Source organism: Streptomyces sp. NPDC020917, from assembly GCF_044333795.1.
In the GTDB taxonomy this organism is placed as follows: Bacteria; Actinomycetota; Actinomycetes; order Streptomycetales; family Streptomycetaceae; genus Actinacidiphila.
The window spans coordinates 199,543-212,930 of the sequence record NZ_JBIRRR010000010.1 but is presented as its reverse complement, the minus strand read 5'-3'; the positions used below and the strand labels follow the sequence as shown (position 1 = coordinate 212,930).

The 13,388-nt window shown below is 74.9% G+C and carries 14 protein-coding genes; 6 read left to right on the top strand and 8 right to left on the bottom strand.

What is annotated here, in order from left to right; translation table 11 throughout:
- Positions 1-107: 107 nt before the first annotated feature.
- From ACH4TG_RS22795 to ACH4TG_RS22785, 3 genes are read left to right on the top strand one after another with little or no spacing between them, the layout of a single operon-like run.
- Entirely contained in the window at positions 108-329 is a 222-nt protein-coding gene (locus ACH4TG_RS22795) for an acyl carrier protein (protein WP_398244339.1), read from the top strand.
- A gap of 1 nt (position 330) precedes the next feature.
- On the top strand, positions 331-810 hold the full coding sequence (locus ACH4TG_RS22790) for an SRPBCC family protein (RefSeq protein ID WP_398244260.1): 480 nt from the start codon (positions 331-333) through the stop codon (positions 808-810).
- Positions 811-813: 3 nt separating this feature from the next.
- Positions 814-1,143, top strand: coding sequence for a TcmI family type II polyketide cyclase (locus ACH4TG_RS22785; RefSeq protein WP_398244259.1), 330 nt, complete (start codon positions 814-816; stop codon positions 1,141-1,143).
- A gap of 70 nt (positions 1,144-1,213) precedes the next feature.
- Here ACH4TG_RS22785 and ACH4TG_RS22780 read toward each other — a convergent pair whose 3' ends face one another.
- From ACH4TG_RS22780 to ACH4TG_RS22765, 4 genes are all read right to left on the bottom strand, one after another.
- Positions 1,214-2,311, bottom strand: a complete 1,098-nt coding sequence (locus ACH4TG_RS22780) for a methyltransferase (protein WP_398244258.1) — start codon at positions 2,309-2,311, stop codon at positions 1,214-1,216.
- Positions 2,312-2,362: 51 nt separating this feature from the next.
- The gene (locus ACH4TG_RS22775) at positions 2,363-3,508 is read right to left on the bottom strand and encodes a nitrous oxide reductase family maturation protein NosD (RefSeq protein ID WP_398244257.1); all 1,146 of its coding nucleotides are present in this window, start codon (positions 3,506-3,508) and stop codon (positions 2,363-2,365) included.
- A 678-nt stretch (positions 3,509-4,186) separates the two neighbouring features.
- The gene (locus ACH4TG_RS22770) at positions 4,187-5,533 is read right to left on the bottom strand and encodes a sensor histidine kinase (RefSeq protein ID WP_398244338.1); all 1,347 of its coding nucleotides are present in this window, start codon (positions 5,531-5,533) and stop codon (positions 4,187-4,189) included.
- Between the two features lie 35 nt (positions 5,534-5,568).
- Complete coding sequence (locus tag ACH4TG_RS22765; protein ID WP_398244256.1) at positions 5,569-6,258, bottom strand: response regulator transcription factor; 690 nt, start codon at positions 6,256-6,258, stop codon at positions 5,569-5,571.
- A gap of 82 nt (positions 6,259-6,340) precedes the next feature.
- Here ACH4TG_RS22765 and ACH4TG_RS22760 point away from each other — a divergent pair, with 82 nt between their 5' ends.
- On the top strand, positions 6,341-6,859 hold the full coding sequence (locus tag ACH4TG_RS22760) for a hypothetical protein (RefSeq protein ID WP_398244255.1): 519 nt from the start codon (positions 6,341-6,343) through the stop codon (positions 6,857-6,859).
- Positions 6,860-7,061: 202 nt separating this feature from the next.
- Here the strand turns inward: ACH4TG_RS22760 and ACH4TG_RS22755 are convergent, their stop codons facing one another.
- Positions 7,062-7,931: a spermidine synthase gene (locus ACH4TG_RS22755; RefSeq protein ID WP_398244254.1), complete on the bottom strand. Its 870-nt coding sequence runs from the start codon at positions 7,929-7,931 to the stop codon at positions 7,062-7,064.
- 173 nt (positions 7,932-8,104) lie between these two features.
- A complete protein-coding gene (locus ACH4TG_RS22750) occupies positions 8,105-8,530 on the bottom strand; it encodes a hypothetical protein (RefSeq protein WP_398244253.1) in 426 nt (141 codons plus the stop codon).
- 414 nt (positions 8,531-8,944) lie between these two features.
- Between ACH4TG_RS22750 and ACH4TG_RS22745 the strand changes: the two genes are divergently transcribed.
- Entirely contained in the window at positions 8,945-10,342 is a 1,398-nt protein-coding gene (locus ACH4TG_RS22745) for a tachylectin-related carbohydrate-binding protein (protein WP_398244252.1), read from the top strand.
- A 12-nt stretch (positions 10,343-10,354) separates the two neighbouring features.
- A complete protein-coding gene (locus tag ACH4TG_RS22740) occupies positions 10,355-11,767 on the top strand; it encodes a hypothetical protein (protein WP_398244251.1) in 1,413 nt (470 codons plus the stop codon).
- An 86-nt stretch (positions 11,768-11,853) separates the two neighbouring features.
- Here the strand turns inward: ACH4TG_RS22740 and ACH4TG_RS22735 are convergent, their stop codons facing one another.
- The gene (locus tag ACH4TG_RS22735) at positions 11,854-12,447 is read right to left on the bottom strand and encodes a histidine phosphatase family protein (protein ID WP_398244249.1); all 594 of its coding nucleotides are present in this window, start codon (positions 12,445-12,447) and stop codon (positions 11,854-11,856) included.
- Positions 12,448-12,558: 111 nt separating this feature from the next.
- Positions 12,559-13,239 (bottom strand): TetR/AcrR family transcriptional regulator C-terminal domain-containing protein, encoded by a 681-nt coding sequence (locus tag ACH4TG_RS22730; RefSeq protein ID WP_398244247.1) that lies wholly within the window; start codon positions 13,237-13,239, stop codon positions 12,559-12,561.
- Positions 13,240-13,388 lie beyond the last annotated feature (149 nt).

Here is a 13,388-nt window from a genome sequence, read left to right as displayed (position 1 = left end):
TGGGCGGGCGCCCGTGACCCGTGACCACCGGAGATCCCCCCGGCGGTCCCGACCGAAGGAGAAGCACCGTGAACGGACCTGTCACTTTCGACGAACTCGCCGAGCTGATGAAGGCCCGCGCCGGCCTGTCCGTGGACCCGCGGGAGATGGAGCGCCGCCCCGAGGCGACGTTCGCCGACTTCGACCTCGACTCCCTGGGACTGCTCGGCATCGTCGCCGAGCTGGAGAAGCGCCACGGCCGGTCCATCGGCAACGAGGCGGAGGGCTGCAAGAGCCCGCACGCCTTCCTGGAGAACGTCAACCACCAGCTCTCGGCAGCAGGAGTCTGACATGGCAGGACACACCGACAACCGCATCGTCATCGCCGCGCCCCTGGACGTGACCTGGGACATCACCAACGACCTGGAGCGCTGGCCGACGCTGTTCAGCGAGTACGCCGCGGTCGAGGTGATGGAGCGCAAGGGCGACACCGTCACCTTCCGCCTCACCATGCACCCCGACGAGAACGGCACCGTCTGGAGCTGGGTCTCCGAGCGGCGGGCCGACCGGTCCACCTGGACGGTCGAGGCCCACCGCGTGGAGACCGGCCCGTTCGAGTTCATGAACATCCGCTGGGAGTACGGGCAGGTGCCCGGCGGCACCGAGATGCGCTGGGTGCAGGACTTCGCGATGAAGCCGACCGCGCCGGTCGACGACGCCGCGATGACCGACCACATCAACCGCAACTCGGTGATCCAGATGGAGCGGATCCGCGAGCAGGTCGAGCAGCAGGCGGCCGGGCTGGCGCCGGCCGCCGGCGAGAGGGCGTGACCGATGCACCGCTCGCTCATCGTCGCGCGGATGAAGCCGGAGGCCGCCGACGACATCGCGCGCACCTTCGCCGAGTCCGACCGCGGTGAACTGCCCGGCCTGATCGGCGTCACCGGCCGCAGCCTGTTCCAGTTCGGCGACGTGTACCTGCATCTGATCGAGGCCGAGCGCCCGCCCGGGCCGGAGGTCGCGCGGATGAAGGACCACCCGGAGTTCCGGGAGATCAGCAGGGCGCTGGAGTCGTACGTCCAGGCGTACGACCCGGCGACCTGGCGCGAGCCGAAGGACGCGATGGCCCGCGAGTTCTACCGCTGGGAGCGGTCCGGCACCTGACGCCGCGCCGCGCACGGAAGTCCGCCCGTACCCTTCACCGGGGTACGGGCGGACTGGCGTGCGCGGAGCGCTACTTGGCGACGACGGACTCGAAGGCGTGCAGGTAGGCGTTGACCGGCAGGACCTCGCCGACGGTCAGGCCGGCCTCGGTCATCAGCGCGGTCATGCTCGCCTGCGTGTGCTTGGCACCGCCGACGTTGAGGAGCAGCAGCAGGTCCATCGCGGTGGTGAACCTCATGGACGGGCTGTCGTCGACGACGTTCTCGATGACCAGCACCCGGGCGCCCGGCTCGGCCGCGGCCACCACGTTCGCCAGCGTCGCGCGGGTGCTGGCGTCGTCCCACTCCAGGATGTTCTTGATGACGTAGAGGTCGGCGCGCACCGGGATGGCGTCCCGGCAGTCGCCCGGCACCAGCGTGACCCGGTCGGCGAGGGCGCCGCCGTCCCGCAGCCGCGGGTCGGCGCCGGCCACCACCGAGGGCAGGTCGAGCAGCGTGCCGGCCACCCCCGGGTTCGCCTCCAGCAGCGCGGCCAGCACCAGCCCCTGGCCGCCGCCGATGTCCGCGACGGTGCGGACGCCGGTCAGGTCGACGTACTCGGCCATGTCGGCCGCGGCCTGCCGGCTGGAGGCCGACATCGCCCGGTCGAACACCCGGGCCGACTCGCCGCCCTCGCTGTGCAGGTACTCGAAGAAGCTCTTGCCGAACAGGTCGGGGAAGACGCCCTCCCCGGTGCGCACCGCGTCGGCCAGCCGCGGCCATGCCTGCCAGGTCCACGGCTCGGTGCACCACAGGGCGATGTGGCGCAGGCTGCCCGGGCTGTCGTCGCGCAGCAGCCGGGACATGTCGGTGTGGACGAACGTGCCGTCCTCGGTCTCCGCGAACACGCCGTGGCTGGCCAGCGCCCGCAGCAGCCGGCGCATCGCGCGGGGCTGGGTGCCGGTCGCGGCGGCCAGCTCCTCCGCGGTCGCCGGGCCGTCGCCGAGGGCGTCGGCCAGTTGCAGGCCGGCCGCGGTGCGCACGGCGGCCGCGGGTGCGGCGCCGAAGACGATCTCACGCAGCCGCATCGAGGCGTTCGGGTCGGTGGCCCCTGCGGCCTGCGGCCGGGCCGCGGGAGCGGCGCCGGCGGAGGTCCTGGCAGCGGTCGGGTTGGGTGGCGCGGTGGTCATGGCGGCGCCTTTCTCCTGGGATCGGGGTCGGGATCGGGAGGCGGTGGGCCGTCAGCAGTGGCCGGCGGGCTGCGAGGTGCTGCAGGAGTTGCCGGTGAAGGTGTTGCCCTTGCCCGCGGTGTCGCGGTCGGCGAGGTCGGCCGGGGCGTTGCCGGACAGCGTGTTGTCCCGGATGGTGTTGCCGGTGTTGGGCACGTTGACCAGGCTGTGGAAGAGGACGACGCCGCCGGACATCACCGAGGTGCCGGAGTTGCCGGTGACGGTGTTGCGCTCCACGACGGTGTTCTCCACCCCGGTGAGCACGATGCCCGCGCCCTGCACGAACGGCAGCCGGCTGGTGGCCGCGCAGTACTTGGTGTTCGCGGAGACGACGTTCTGGCGCACGGTCAGGTCGCCACCGCGCGGCGTGTTCTCGTCGCCGATGACGAACATGCCGGCGCAGTTCCCGGACATCGTGTTGTCCTCGACGTTCATGTCGCGCACCCGGCGCAGGACGACGCCCATCTTGTTGCCCGTCAGCTCGTTGCCGAAGACCCGGGCGCCGCGCTGGTCGAGGGCGCCGCCCTCCTCCTGGGTGGTGTTCGCCAGGAAGATGCCGGCCTCGCCGTTGTTCGCCGCCCTGTTCCCGGCGAACAGGGCCCGCACCGACTTCTGCTCGCCGATGCCGTACATCCCGTTGTCGTGGGAGGACACCCCGGTCACCTTCAGGCCGTCGGTCTGCGTCGCGGCGATGCCGTAGGTGGCGAAGCCGGTGACGGTCAGGCCCGTGATGTGGACGCCCTTCAGCCGGTGGCCCTCGGTGCCGGCCACGCAGATCCCGGTGCCGGCGGTGAAGCAGCTGGTGGCCGCCGTCGCGTCGGTCGTCGCCGTCGGCGCCGCGCCGGTCTTCGGGGCGCCCTGTGCCGTGACCTTCGGGGCCGGCTCCAGGGTCACGTTCCGCTGGCCGGAGCCGCGGATCGTCAGACGCGGCACGGTGACCAGGACGTTCTCCTGGTAGGTGCCGGGCAGGATCTGGACGATGTCGCCCGGACGCGAGGCGTCGACCGCCCGCTGGATCGACTGCCCGGGGGCGACGACGTGGACCGTCGCGGCACCGGCGGAGGGTGCGGCGACCAGGGCGGTGCCGACGGCCGCGGCGGCCAGCACTCCCGCTCCCGCCAGGCGGCCCGGCCGCCGGATCCCGAAACACATGCTCATGTGCACAACCCGCTTTCGAGGATGACCCCGTGACGCCACCTCGGGCGGGGGTCGGTGGATGTCAGAGGGCATGGCGCGGACGTGCGAGCGCCTGCCGCCTCGAAGCTATTTGTGGCGACAAGGGTTCGCCACACTTGATCGCCCGCCCGGGTTGACCCCTCCCGCACCCTCCCCCAGCCGTGCGACGGCGACGTGCCTTCCTGGGCAGGACCTGCCCCGCCGTCAGTGCGTCCCGCCCACAGCGCGCCTGGCCACGCACGGGCCGTGCGACGGCGACGGCCCCTCCGCGGCAGGGACGTGCCCCGCAGGGGCGCGGGGAACTGCGCGACCAGCCCGACTGCGGGCCGCAGGTCGTCACCGCCCCGGAGGGGCAGACCGGTCCGTCCCGGACCACCGGCCGGTGGCCGGTTGCGCGCGCAGGGGGCACCTCCCAGGCGCAGCCCTGGGGGACCCCGCGCCCCTTATGGGTTGACCCCCACCGCAAGGTGACCCCCGGCCAGGCGCGGCCAAGAGGGCTGGCCCACACGACGGGACGACCCGCCGGCCGGGGGGGCGCGGCCAAGAAGGGTGCCGCCAACGCACGGTGACCCCCGGACGGGGTAAGGAAATGGGGGAGGTGGGGGACGCCCGTGACGCGGGTGAAGGCGAGCTGGGTGGGGGGCCTCTCCCGGAGGGAGGTCAGCGGCGATGGGTCGGGCGCGCCCGCGGCAGCGAAACGGCGGGCGAACGGACGAGGTACACCCTGATCTCGGCCCCGCCGAGCACGCTGCGCCCGACGGCCACATCACCCCCGGTGGACTCGGCGACCCGCCGGACGATGTCCAGGCCGAGCCCGGTGGATCCCTGCCCCCCGTCGCCGTGCCCGCGCCGCACCGCCGCGGCGGGATCCGCGACCCCCGGCCCCGCGTCCGAGACCAGCACGATCACCGCACCGTCCGAACTGTGCACGTCCACCGCGAAAGCGGTCCCCTCCGGGGTGTGCCGGAACACGTTCCCGAGCATCGCGTCGAGCGCCGCGGCCAGCTCCGCCCGGGCGACCGGCACCAGGGCCGGCTGGTCGGCGCCCGCCGTCCGCACCTCGCGCCGCTCGTCCTCGGCGAGCGCCGACCAGAACGCCATCCGCTCCCGGATCACCTCGGCCGCGTCGCAGCCGGCGGGCAGCGCGGAGGGCGTGCGGTGCTCGCGGGCCGTCCGGATGATCTGGTCGACCTCCCGCTCCAGCTGGGCGACGGCCGCCCGCGTCTGGTCGGCGGCCGGCCCGTCGCCGAGGGACGCGGTGTTCAGCCGCAGCACGGTCAGCGGGGTGCGCAGCCGGTGGGACAGGTCGGCGGCCAGTTCCCGCTCCCCGGCGAGCAACTGGACCACCCGGTCCGCCATCGCGTTGAACGCCGCTGCGGCGGACCGCAGTTCGCCGGGCCCGTCCTCCGGCACGCGGACCGCGAGGTCCCCCTCGCCGAGCCGGTGCGCGGCGCCGGCCAGCCGGACCGCAGGCCGGATCATCCGGGCGCCGAGCCGGTCGGCGATCGCCACCGAGCCGATGATCAGCGCGACGCCCACGCCGGCCAGCACCAGCCAGGCGCCGGCCACCCCGCGGGTGACGTCGCCGAGCGGCACGAACACCTCGACCACCGCGACCGTGCCGGAGCTGACCGCGGTCGGCCGCAGCAGCGCGTACCCGCCGGGCACCCGGACGGTGGCCGCCTCGCCGTGGGCGGACGCGGCGTCCAGGGCGGCGCGGGGCGCGCGGTGCCGGCCGAGGTCGACGGCCGGGCTGCCCGCGGTGGCGGGCACGGTGACCGCGATCCGGTCCTCCGCGCCGGCCTGGGTGGTGGCCAGCGCGCGCTCCAGCTGCGCGCGGTCGGTGGTGATCGCCAGCGCGGGCGCGACCGCGGCGGCCTGCCGTTCCGCGTTGGTGAGCGCCCGGTCGCGGGCGAGTTCCCTGACGACGAGGCCGAGCGGCACGGCGAAGGCGATGACGACCATCGCGGTCACGGCCAGCGACACCCGGATCAGCGCCCACCGCATGCCGGACCGGTGGGCCCGGGCGGCCGCCGGCCCGCTCACGCCGGAGGCTCCAGTTTCACGCCGACGCCGCGCAGGGTGTGCAGGTAGCGGGGCCGGGCCGCGGTCTCGCCGAGCTTGCGGCGCAGCCAGGACAGGTGCACGTCGATCGTCTGGTCGTCGCCGTAGGACTGCTGCCAGACCTCGGCGAGCAGTTCCCTGCGGGCCACCACCACGCCGGGCCGGGAGGCCAGGAAGGTGAGCAGGTCGAACTCGCGCCGGGTGAGGTCGAGGGCCGCGCCGTCCAGGACGGCCTGCCGTCGGCGCACGTCGATCTGCAGCCCGCCGACCTGGATCACGGTGTCGCCCGCGGGCGCCGCGGACCGGCCGCGGGCGCGGCGCAGCACCGCCGCGAGCCGGGCCTCCAGGTGCTCGACCGAGAACGGCTTGACCAGGTAGTCGTCCGCACCGGCGTTGAGCAGCCTGACCACCTCGGACTCGTCGTCCCTGGCGGTGGCCACGATCACCGGCACGTCGCTGAGCCCGCGCAGCATCTTCAGCGCCTCCGACCCGTCGAGGTCCGGCAGGCCCAGGTCCAGGATCACCACGTCGAAACCGACCTGGGCGACCTCGCGCAGCGCCTCCAGCGCGGTGCCGACACTGCGCACGGTGTGCGCGGCGTCGGTCAGGTGCCGGATCAGCGCCGAGCGCACGAACTGGTCGTCCTCGACGACGAGCACACTTGCCATGCGCGGCAACCTAGCGGGTCCGCGCCGGACGCGGCACCGCCCCCGGGTGCGGGGGCGCTCGCAGGTGGGGCAGTATGGCGCGGTGCGCAGAGGGTTCCTCCACGTCGGCGTGTGGGCGCTGACCACCGCGGCGGCGGTCACGCTGTCGTGGTTCGGGGTGCGCTCGGTGCTGCGCGGCACGGCCTACGACCCGCCGCGGGCACTCCCGATCTCCACCACGTCCAGCCGCCCGCCGCAGATCTCCGCGACGCACCGGCCGCGGCCCGCCACGCCCTCGCCGACCCGGACGGCGCCCCGCGCGCAGGACACCCCGGTGCCGCCGCAGCGCCCGCCCGGCACCCCCAGGGCGTCGGCGCCGGCCGGCGGGGGCAGCGGCAACGTCCACGCGTACACGGTCGGCGGCGGCCGGGTGGTGCTGGACCTGGAGGCGTCCTCGGCCTCGCTGGTGTCCGCCACTCCCAACCCCGGCTGGCAGATGCAGGTGTGGACCCAGGAGGGCTGGCTCCGCGTCACCTTCACCTCGGCGTCCGGTGCCCAGGCCTCGTCCGTCTTCTGCACCTGGAACGGCCACCCCCCGACCGTCCAGGCCTTCGAGGGCTGACTCCCCGGCCGTACGGCTCGTCGGCGGCGCCCGCCTCCCCTCCCGGCGGGCCGGCCGGAGGACGGTGCGCGGTCGCGTCAGGCGCCGGACGTCGAACTCCCCGTGCCGCGCGACGCCGTGGGGCGGCGGCTCCCCGAACTCGCCCGGCGCAAGCCGAGGTTCGCGGGCGCGCGGCGGCTTCCCAGGTAGGTGGGAGGGGCGGTCAGTCGAAGGTGCGGGCCGGGGGCTGGGGGGAGGGGGTGGCCGTGGCGTCGGTGACGACGGCGGCGCCGGCGGCGAAGTCGGCGAGGGGGCGCCCGTGGTCGACGCGGCCGGGGTGCGGGTCGGTGGCCACCCGGCGGGTGAACTCGGAGACGGGCAGCGGGCCGTCCGCGGCCAGCAGGACGGCGTTGCCGAACCGCCGGCCGCGCAGCACCGCGGGGTCCGCGGCCAGCGCGACCTCCGCGAACGCGTCCCGCAGCGTGGCGATCTGGCCGCGCAGGAAGGCCAGCGGGCCGCCGTCGGTGACGTTGGCCGCGTACCAGCCGCCGGGCGCGAGCACCCGCCGCACCTCCGCCAGGAACTCGGCGGTCGTCAGGTGCGCGGGCGTGCGGGCGCCGGCGAAGACGTCGGCGATGACCAGGTCCGCCCAGCCTTCGGGGAACTTGGCGAGTCCCGCGCGGGCGTCGCCGCCGCGCACCTTGATCCGCCAGGTGCGGTCGAGCGGCAGGTGGGCGCGGACCAGTTCGGTGAGCTGGGTGTCCGCCTCGACTGCCTGCTGCGTGGAGCGGGGCCGGGTGTGCGCGGTGTACCGCGCCAGGGTCAGCGCCCCGCCGCCGAGGTGCGCCACCCGCACGGGCCGCCCGGCGGGTGCGACGAGGTCGATGACGTGGCCGAGCGTGCGCTGGTACGGGAAGTCGAGGTGGCCCGGGTCGGCCAGGTCGACGTACGACTGCGGCGCGCCGTCGAGCAGCAGCGTCCACGCCTGGGGGCGCTCGCGGTCGGGCCGCAGCTCGGCCTGGCCGCCGTCCACGGGCGCGGAGACCGCCTCCCGGTCCCGTGTCCTGCCGCCGCCCTGCCGTCTGCCTGCCATGCTCCGATTATCGCCGGGCCGCCGCGGGATCGCCGCGCGGTGCCTGCGGGCCGGTGCCTGCGGGGGACCGGTGCCTGCGGGCAGCCCGCCCGTCCCCGGGTGCGCGGGTCGACCCGATCACCGCCGCGGCAGCGACGCGGCTGCCGCTCCCGCTGCCGGATGGCCCGGACGGTTCAGGCGGGCTGGGCTTCGTCCGGTCCGCTGGTGCGCAGGCCGTCGGCGAGTTCGATGGTGCGGGCGGCCTCACCGAGCGCCGCGCGCAGCACCACCGGGTCGGTGACGGCGGTCTCCGCGGGCGGCGGCACCAGCCAGCCGGTGTCCCGCACCGGTGGCGGACCTCCCATCATGACCCCGCGGCCGTCCGTACTGGTGCACGAACTGCCCGGCAGGTCCCAGCAGTCGGCGGTGCCCGGCGGTACGAGGAAGCCGAGGCTGGCGCCGGTGCTGTCGTGCAGGACCGGGCCGAGGCCGGTGCTCAGCCGCAGGATGTCGACGGCCTCCAGACCCTGCCGGGACGGCACGGTCACCAGGTCGCACGGCGGCGGCAGTTCGCTGTCCGCGCTGGGACGGGGGTGCGGAGACCCGCTGATGTCCGACAAGGCAGACCCTCCTCGCGTGGGATTGGGCGCGGCGTGCGGCGCGTGGAAGAGCCGTGCGCCACACCACTACAACGCCGAAAAGCGTCAACGGCTACGTCTCGAGCAGCCCTTCAGGGGTGGCGTTTCATGGCGTATTACCGTTGACCCATCCCGTTCGCATGCGCTTTCGACGTGTGCCGGGCGGATATGCCGCCGCACGCTCCGCCCTCCCGGCGGGGCCCGAACGGCCCCTGGATGTACGGAAAGTGGCCGGAAAACGGCACCCGGGACAAAGGGAAGACGCGACCGTGCAACCTCCCGCGGCAGGCGCGTGTCCAACCAACACAGGCGGCTCACGGGGATGTCGGCCGAGCCGCCGACCGAGCACGTCTTCAGCCCAGGGGGGCTTTCCCGATGTCCAACCGTAGATCACGCATGCCCAAATCCAGGATGGCGGCGCTCGCGGCGCTCGCCGTGTCGCTGCCGCTGACCCTGGCTTCACCCGCGCTGGCCGTCCCGGCCGGCCCGCGGTCACCCGCGCCGGCAGCCGTACCCGCACCCACACACGCACCGGCGTCCACACACGCGGGAGCGCCGGCGCCGCACGGGCAGGCCGTTCCCGCGATCCCGACCGGGACCGTCGTCCAGAACGGCGTGCCCGAACTGACCGGCGCCGCAAGCCCGGTGACCACCAGGTTCACCGCGACCCTGCCGGCCGGCAGCACCGGCCGGGTGTCGGCGCTGCTCGCCTTCGACCCCGACCAGCTGCCGGGCGCCGGGGTCACGTCCTGGCGGGTCGCCGCCGCCCTGCACGCGTCCTGCTCGGTGAACCGCGGCCCGTACCAGGCGTGTTCGTGGACCGCGGACATCCCCTCGGACGAGGACCCCTTCGCCTCCTACCTGCGCGTGCCGCTGCCCGCCGCGGACGCCGGCGGCACGATCACCTACGACGTGCGGATGTCCGCCGACTACGGTGCCCTGCCCCAGGACCAGTTGCTGCACGGCTGGATCGAGCTGACGGACGCGGACGGCAACGCGCTGGCCGTCGGCGGCGCGCAGATCCAGTACCGCACGGGCGTCATGCCGGCCGCCGACCGGGGAGTGCTCTACGCCCGGGACACCGCGGGCGTGCTGTGGCGCTACGAGGGCAACGACACCTCGCTGAACTCCACCCCGCTGAAGCCGCGGGCCAGGGTCGGCGGCGGCTGGAACGCCTACAGCGCCATCGTCCCGCTGGGCGGCCAGACCGCGGACGCGCAGGGCGACCTGGTGGCGCGCGACAAGGCCGGCGTGCTCTGGTACTACGCGCACAGCGGCAACCCCGCGCAGCCCTTCAAGCCGCGCGTGAAGGTGGGCGGCGGCTGGAACACCTACACGGCGCTGAGCGCCATCTCCGGCGAGCGGTACCGGGCGGGCGACCTGGTGGCCCGCGACCGCAGCGGCACGCTGTGGCGGTACCGGGCGACCGGGAACCCCGCACGGCCCTTCGCCGCGCGGGTGAAGGTCGGCGGCGGCTGGAACACCTACACCTCGATCACCGCGTACGGCAGTGGTGTCGTGGCGCGCGACGCCTCCGGGGTCCTGTGGTCGTACTGGTCCGCCACCGACCCGCACGCCACCGACCCGTTCATGCGGCGCATCGAGGTGGGCCGCGGCTGGAACACCTACACCGCGTTCAGCGGCACCATGATCGGCCACCACGGATACGGGGACTCCCTGTTCGCGCGCGACCGCTCCGGGCGCCTGTGGTGGTACGGCGAGGCCATGCCCGGCGTCCCCGCCGGCCGCGCGTCCGTCGGTACCGGCTGGAACATCTACACCGTGCTCTTCTAGGGGGGACCTTCCGTGACTCGACGTATTCCGCGCTCGTCCAGGCGCCGCCTCACCGCGGTCGCCGCGGCCGCCGCTGCCGCCGTGCTCGTCCCGCTGGCCGCCGCCTCGCCGGCGCTGGCCGGGGGCCGGGAGCAGCCCGCCTCCCACGCCGTCCGGACGGCGTGGACCGCAGCCGGGCAGGACGCGGCCCCCGCGGCCGCCCCGGGGACGGTCGTCCAGTACGGCGTGCCGGAGGTCAGTGCCGGGGCCGACCCGGTGACCACCACCTTCCACGCCAGCCTGCCGGCCGGCACCCAGGGCCCGGTCTCGGCGCAGCTCGCCTTCCCCGCCGACCAGTTGCCCGCGGGCGGCTACACCTCGTCGGGGGTCGCGGCGGGGCTGCACGCCACCTGCTCGGTGAACGGCGGCAGCTACCTGCCGTGCGCCTGGACCGGCGGGGCGGACCCGGCCGGCGACTACCTGCGGCTGGCACTGCCGCAGGCCGGCGCGGCGACCGGCCTCACCTACTCGGTGCGGATCGCCGCCGACCCGGGCATCCTGCCGGCCGACCAACTGCTCACCGGCTGGATCGAGTTGACGGGCCCTGGGCAGGACGGCGGGACCGGCGGCGCCGTACTCGCCGACGGCGTCGCGCAGTTCCGCTACGACGCGGCCCTGCCCGCGGCCGGGACGCGCGGCCAGATGTACGCGGTCGACAGGGACGGCGTGCTGTGGCGCTACGAGGGCACCGGCGCCTCCGCCAGGCCGTTCCTGGCGCGGCAGCCGGTCGGCGGCGGCTGGGACCAGTACACCGCGATCACGCCGCTGAACAGCACCGACGCGGCGGGCTGGGGCGACCTGGTCGCCCGCGACCACGACGGCGTGCTCTGGTACTACCGGGGCAGCGGCAACCCCGCGCAGCCGTTCAAGCCGCGGGTGAGGGTCGGCGGCGGCTGGAACACCTACACCGCGCTGACCGGCACGGGCGCCCAGGACGGGAACCTGCCCGCTCTGATGGACGGCGAGCTGGTGGCCCGCGACCACGACGGCGTGCTCTGGCACTACCGCGCGACCGGCGACATCCACCGGCCCTTCGCCGCCCGGACCCGGGTCGGCGGCGGATGGAACGCGTACACGGCGCTGTCCGTCTACGGGAACGGCATCGTCGCGCGGGACGCGTCCGGGGTCCTGTGGTCGTACACCCGCGACCCCGGCTCGCCGCCCGGCGGCGAGCCGTTCCTCCCCCGGGTGCGGGTGGGCGGCGGATGGAACCGGTACACCGCGTTCAGCGGTGCGACGGTCAGCCCGAACACGCCCCACGTCCTGGCCGCCCGGAACAGCACCGGCGGGCTGTACGTGTACGGCGACGCGGCCGGCCGCCCGCAGATCCCGGGCGCCCCCGGGTACGTCGGCGCCGGCTGGAACGTCTACACCGTGCTCTTCTGACCAGCGGGCCGGGCACGGCCGCCCCCGCCACGGGCGGCCGTGGCCCGGTCCCGGTGGCGTTCCCGGTCCCGGCCGCCGGCCGGCTCTCAGCCCAGGTGGCCGGTGTCGTTCCAGCGCTCGATGGCCGGCGCGCCGTAAGCCCAGCCGAGGACGGACAGCGACGCGGGGTCCAGCCGCAGGGACGCCGCGAACGCCGGCTCGTACCCGAGCCAGCGCGCGCCCAGGGTGCGCAGCACGTGGCCGTGGGCGAAGACCAGCACGTCGCGCTCGGCCGAACGGGCCCAGGCCACCACCTCGTCCGCGCGGGCCGCCAGCTCGGCCGGCGACTCGCCGCCCGGCACCCCGTCCCGCCAGATGTGGAACCCGGGCCGCAGGTCCTGCAGTTCGGCCGGGGTCAGGCCCTCGTAGTCGCCGTAGTCCCACTCCAGCAGGGCGTCCCAGTCCTTGGCGCGGCCGCCGAACCCGGCCAGTTCGGCGGTCTCGGCCGCCCGCCGCAGCGGGCTGGTGCGCACCTCGACGTCCGGCAGCCCCTGCCAGGGCCCGGAGGCCAGCCGCTCCCCCAGCAGCAGCGCGGTGCGGCGGCCCTCCTCGGTCAGCGGGATGTCGGTGCGACCGGTGTGGCGGCCGGACCGCGACCACTCCGTCTGCCCGTGCCGGACCAGGAGGATGCGCGCAGGCATGCGGGGCCTTTCGTGAGGAACGTGCCGAAGGTGCTGAACGTGCCGAAGGTGCTGAACGTGCTGAACGTGCTGAACGTGCGGAAGCAGACCCCACATGATGACGCACGGCGGTCAGACGTCGCCGAGCAGCCCCTCGAGCATCGCGTCCAGCCCGATCTCGTACTGCGCCGCGCCGTTGTCCTGCACCCTCAGCAGTTCGGGCGCGAGGGAGACCAGGGCCGGGTAGCGGTCCCGCGGCAGGGCGTCGATCTTGGCCCGCACCCGGTCGCGGGCGCCCTCCTCGCACATGGCGCGGGCCCGCCGGGTGCTCCACAGCGCCGAGCCGACCGTGTACTGCATGAGCGCCACATGGGCGCGGGCGGCCTCGGTGCGGGACAGCCCGGCCTCGCAGAGCAGGGCGAGCATCCGGTCGACCACCGAGATCGCGTCGTCGCCGCGCACCGGCCGCATGGTCAGCAGCTGCAGCGCGGACGGGTGCTCGGAGAACAGCCGGTAGACCCCGCGGCACACCTCGCGCAGCTCCGCCCGCGGATCACCGGAGCCGGCCGGCGGCAGCTCGATCGTGTCGAGCAGGCGGTGGGCCACCGCGTCGCTGATCTCGTCCTTGCCCCGGAAGTGGGAGTAGACGGCCATGGTGCCGACCCCGAGCTGCTGCGCCAGGGCGCGCATGGTGAACGCCTCGGTGCCCTGGCAGTCGAGGAGGCGGATCGCCGCATCGAGGATACGATCCGGGTTGAGCGAATTGCGGGGCGCGCGGCGCCGTGGGGAGCGGACCGGCTGGGTGACGGACATCGGATTCTCTGTTCTCGTCCTGCGTTTCTCGTCCTGCGGGTCTCGTGGGAGGTCTCGCGGAACTCCGTCGTACGTCTTCCTCGCGATGGGCAACCCGGTGGAGCCGACGGGCGTCCTTTCGCGTGCATACCCTCCCACGGGACGTTGAA

What these genes read in the sequence shown, in the direction of transcription:
- ACH4TG_RS22795 (WP_398244339.1), top strand. Translation starts at nt 108, where the DNA reads ATGAAGGCCCGCGCCGGCCTGTCCGTGGACCCGCGGGAGATGGAGCGC.
- ACH4TG_RS22790 (WP_398244260.1), top strand. Translation starts at nt 331, where the DNA reads ATGGCAGGACACACCGACAACCGCATCGTCATCGCCGCGCCCCTGGAC.
- ACH4TG_RS22785 (WP_398244259.1), top strand. Translation starts at nt 814, where the DNA reads ATGCACCGCTCGCTCATCGTCGCGCGGATGAAGCCGGAGGCCGCCGAC.
- ACH4TG_RS22780 (WP_398244258.1), bottom strand. Translation starts at nt 2,311, where the DNA reads ATGACCACCGCGCCACCCAACCCGACCGCTGCCAGGACCTCCGCCGGC.
- ACH4TG_RS22775 (WP_398244257.1), bottom strand. Translation starts at nt 3,508, where the DNA reads ATGAGCATGTGTTTCGGGATCCGGCGGCCGGGCCGCCTGGCGGGAGCG.
- ACH4TG_RS22770 (WP_398244338.1), bottom strand. Translation starts at nt 5,533, where the DNA reads ATGCGGTGGGCGCTGATCCGGGTGTCGCTGGCCGTGACCGCGATGGTC.
- ACH4TG_RS22765 (WP_398244256.1), bottom strand. Translation starts at nt 6,258, where the DNA reads ATGGCAAGTGTGCTCGTCGTCGAGGACGACCAGTTCGTGCGCTCGGCG.
- ACH4TG_RS22755 (WP_398244254.1), bottom strand. Translation starts at nt 7,931, where the DNA reads ATGGCAGGCAGACGGCAGGGCGGCGGCAGGACACGGGACCGGGAGGCG.
- ACH4TG_RS22745 (WP_398244252.1), top strand. Translation starts at nt 8,945, where the DNA reads ATGCCCAAATCCAGGATGGCGGCGCTCGCGGCGCTCGCCGTGTCGCTG.
- ACH4TG_RS22735 (WP_398244249.1), bottom strand. Translation starts at nt 12,447, where the DNA reads ATGCCTGCGCGCATCCTCCTGGTCCGGCACGGGCAGACGGAGTGGTCG.
- ACH4TG_RS22730 (WP_398244247.1), bottom strand. Translation starts at nt 13,239, where the DNA reads ATGTCCGTCACCCAGCCGGTCCGCTCCCCACGGCGCCGCGCGCCCCGC.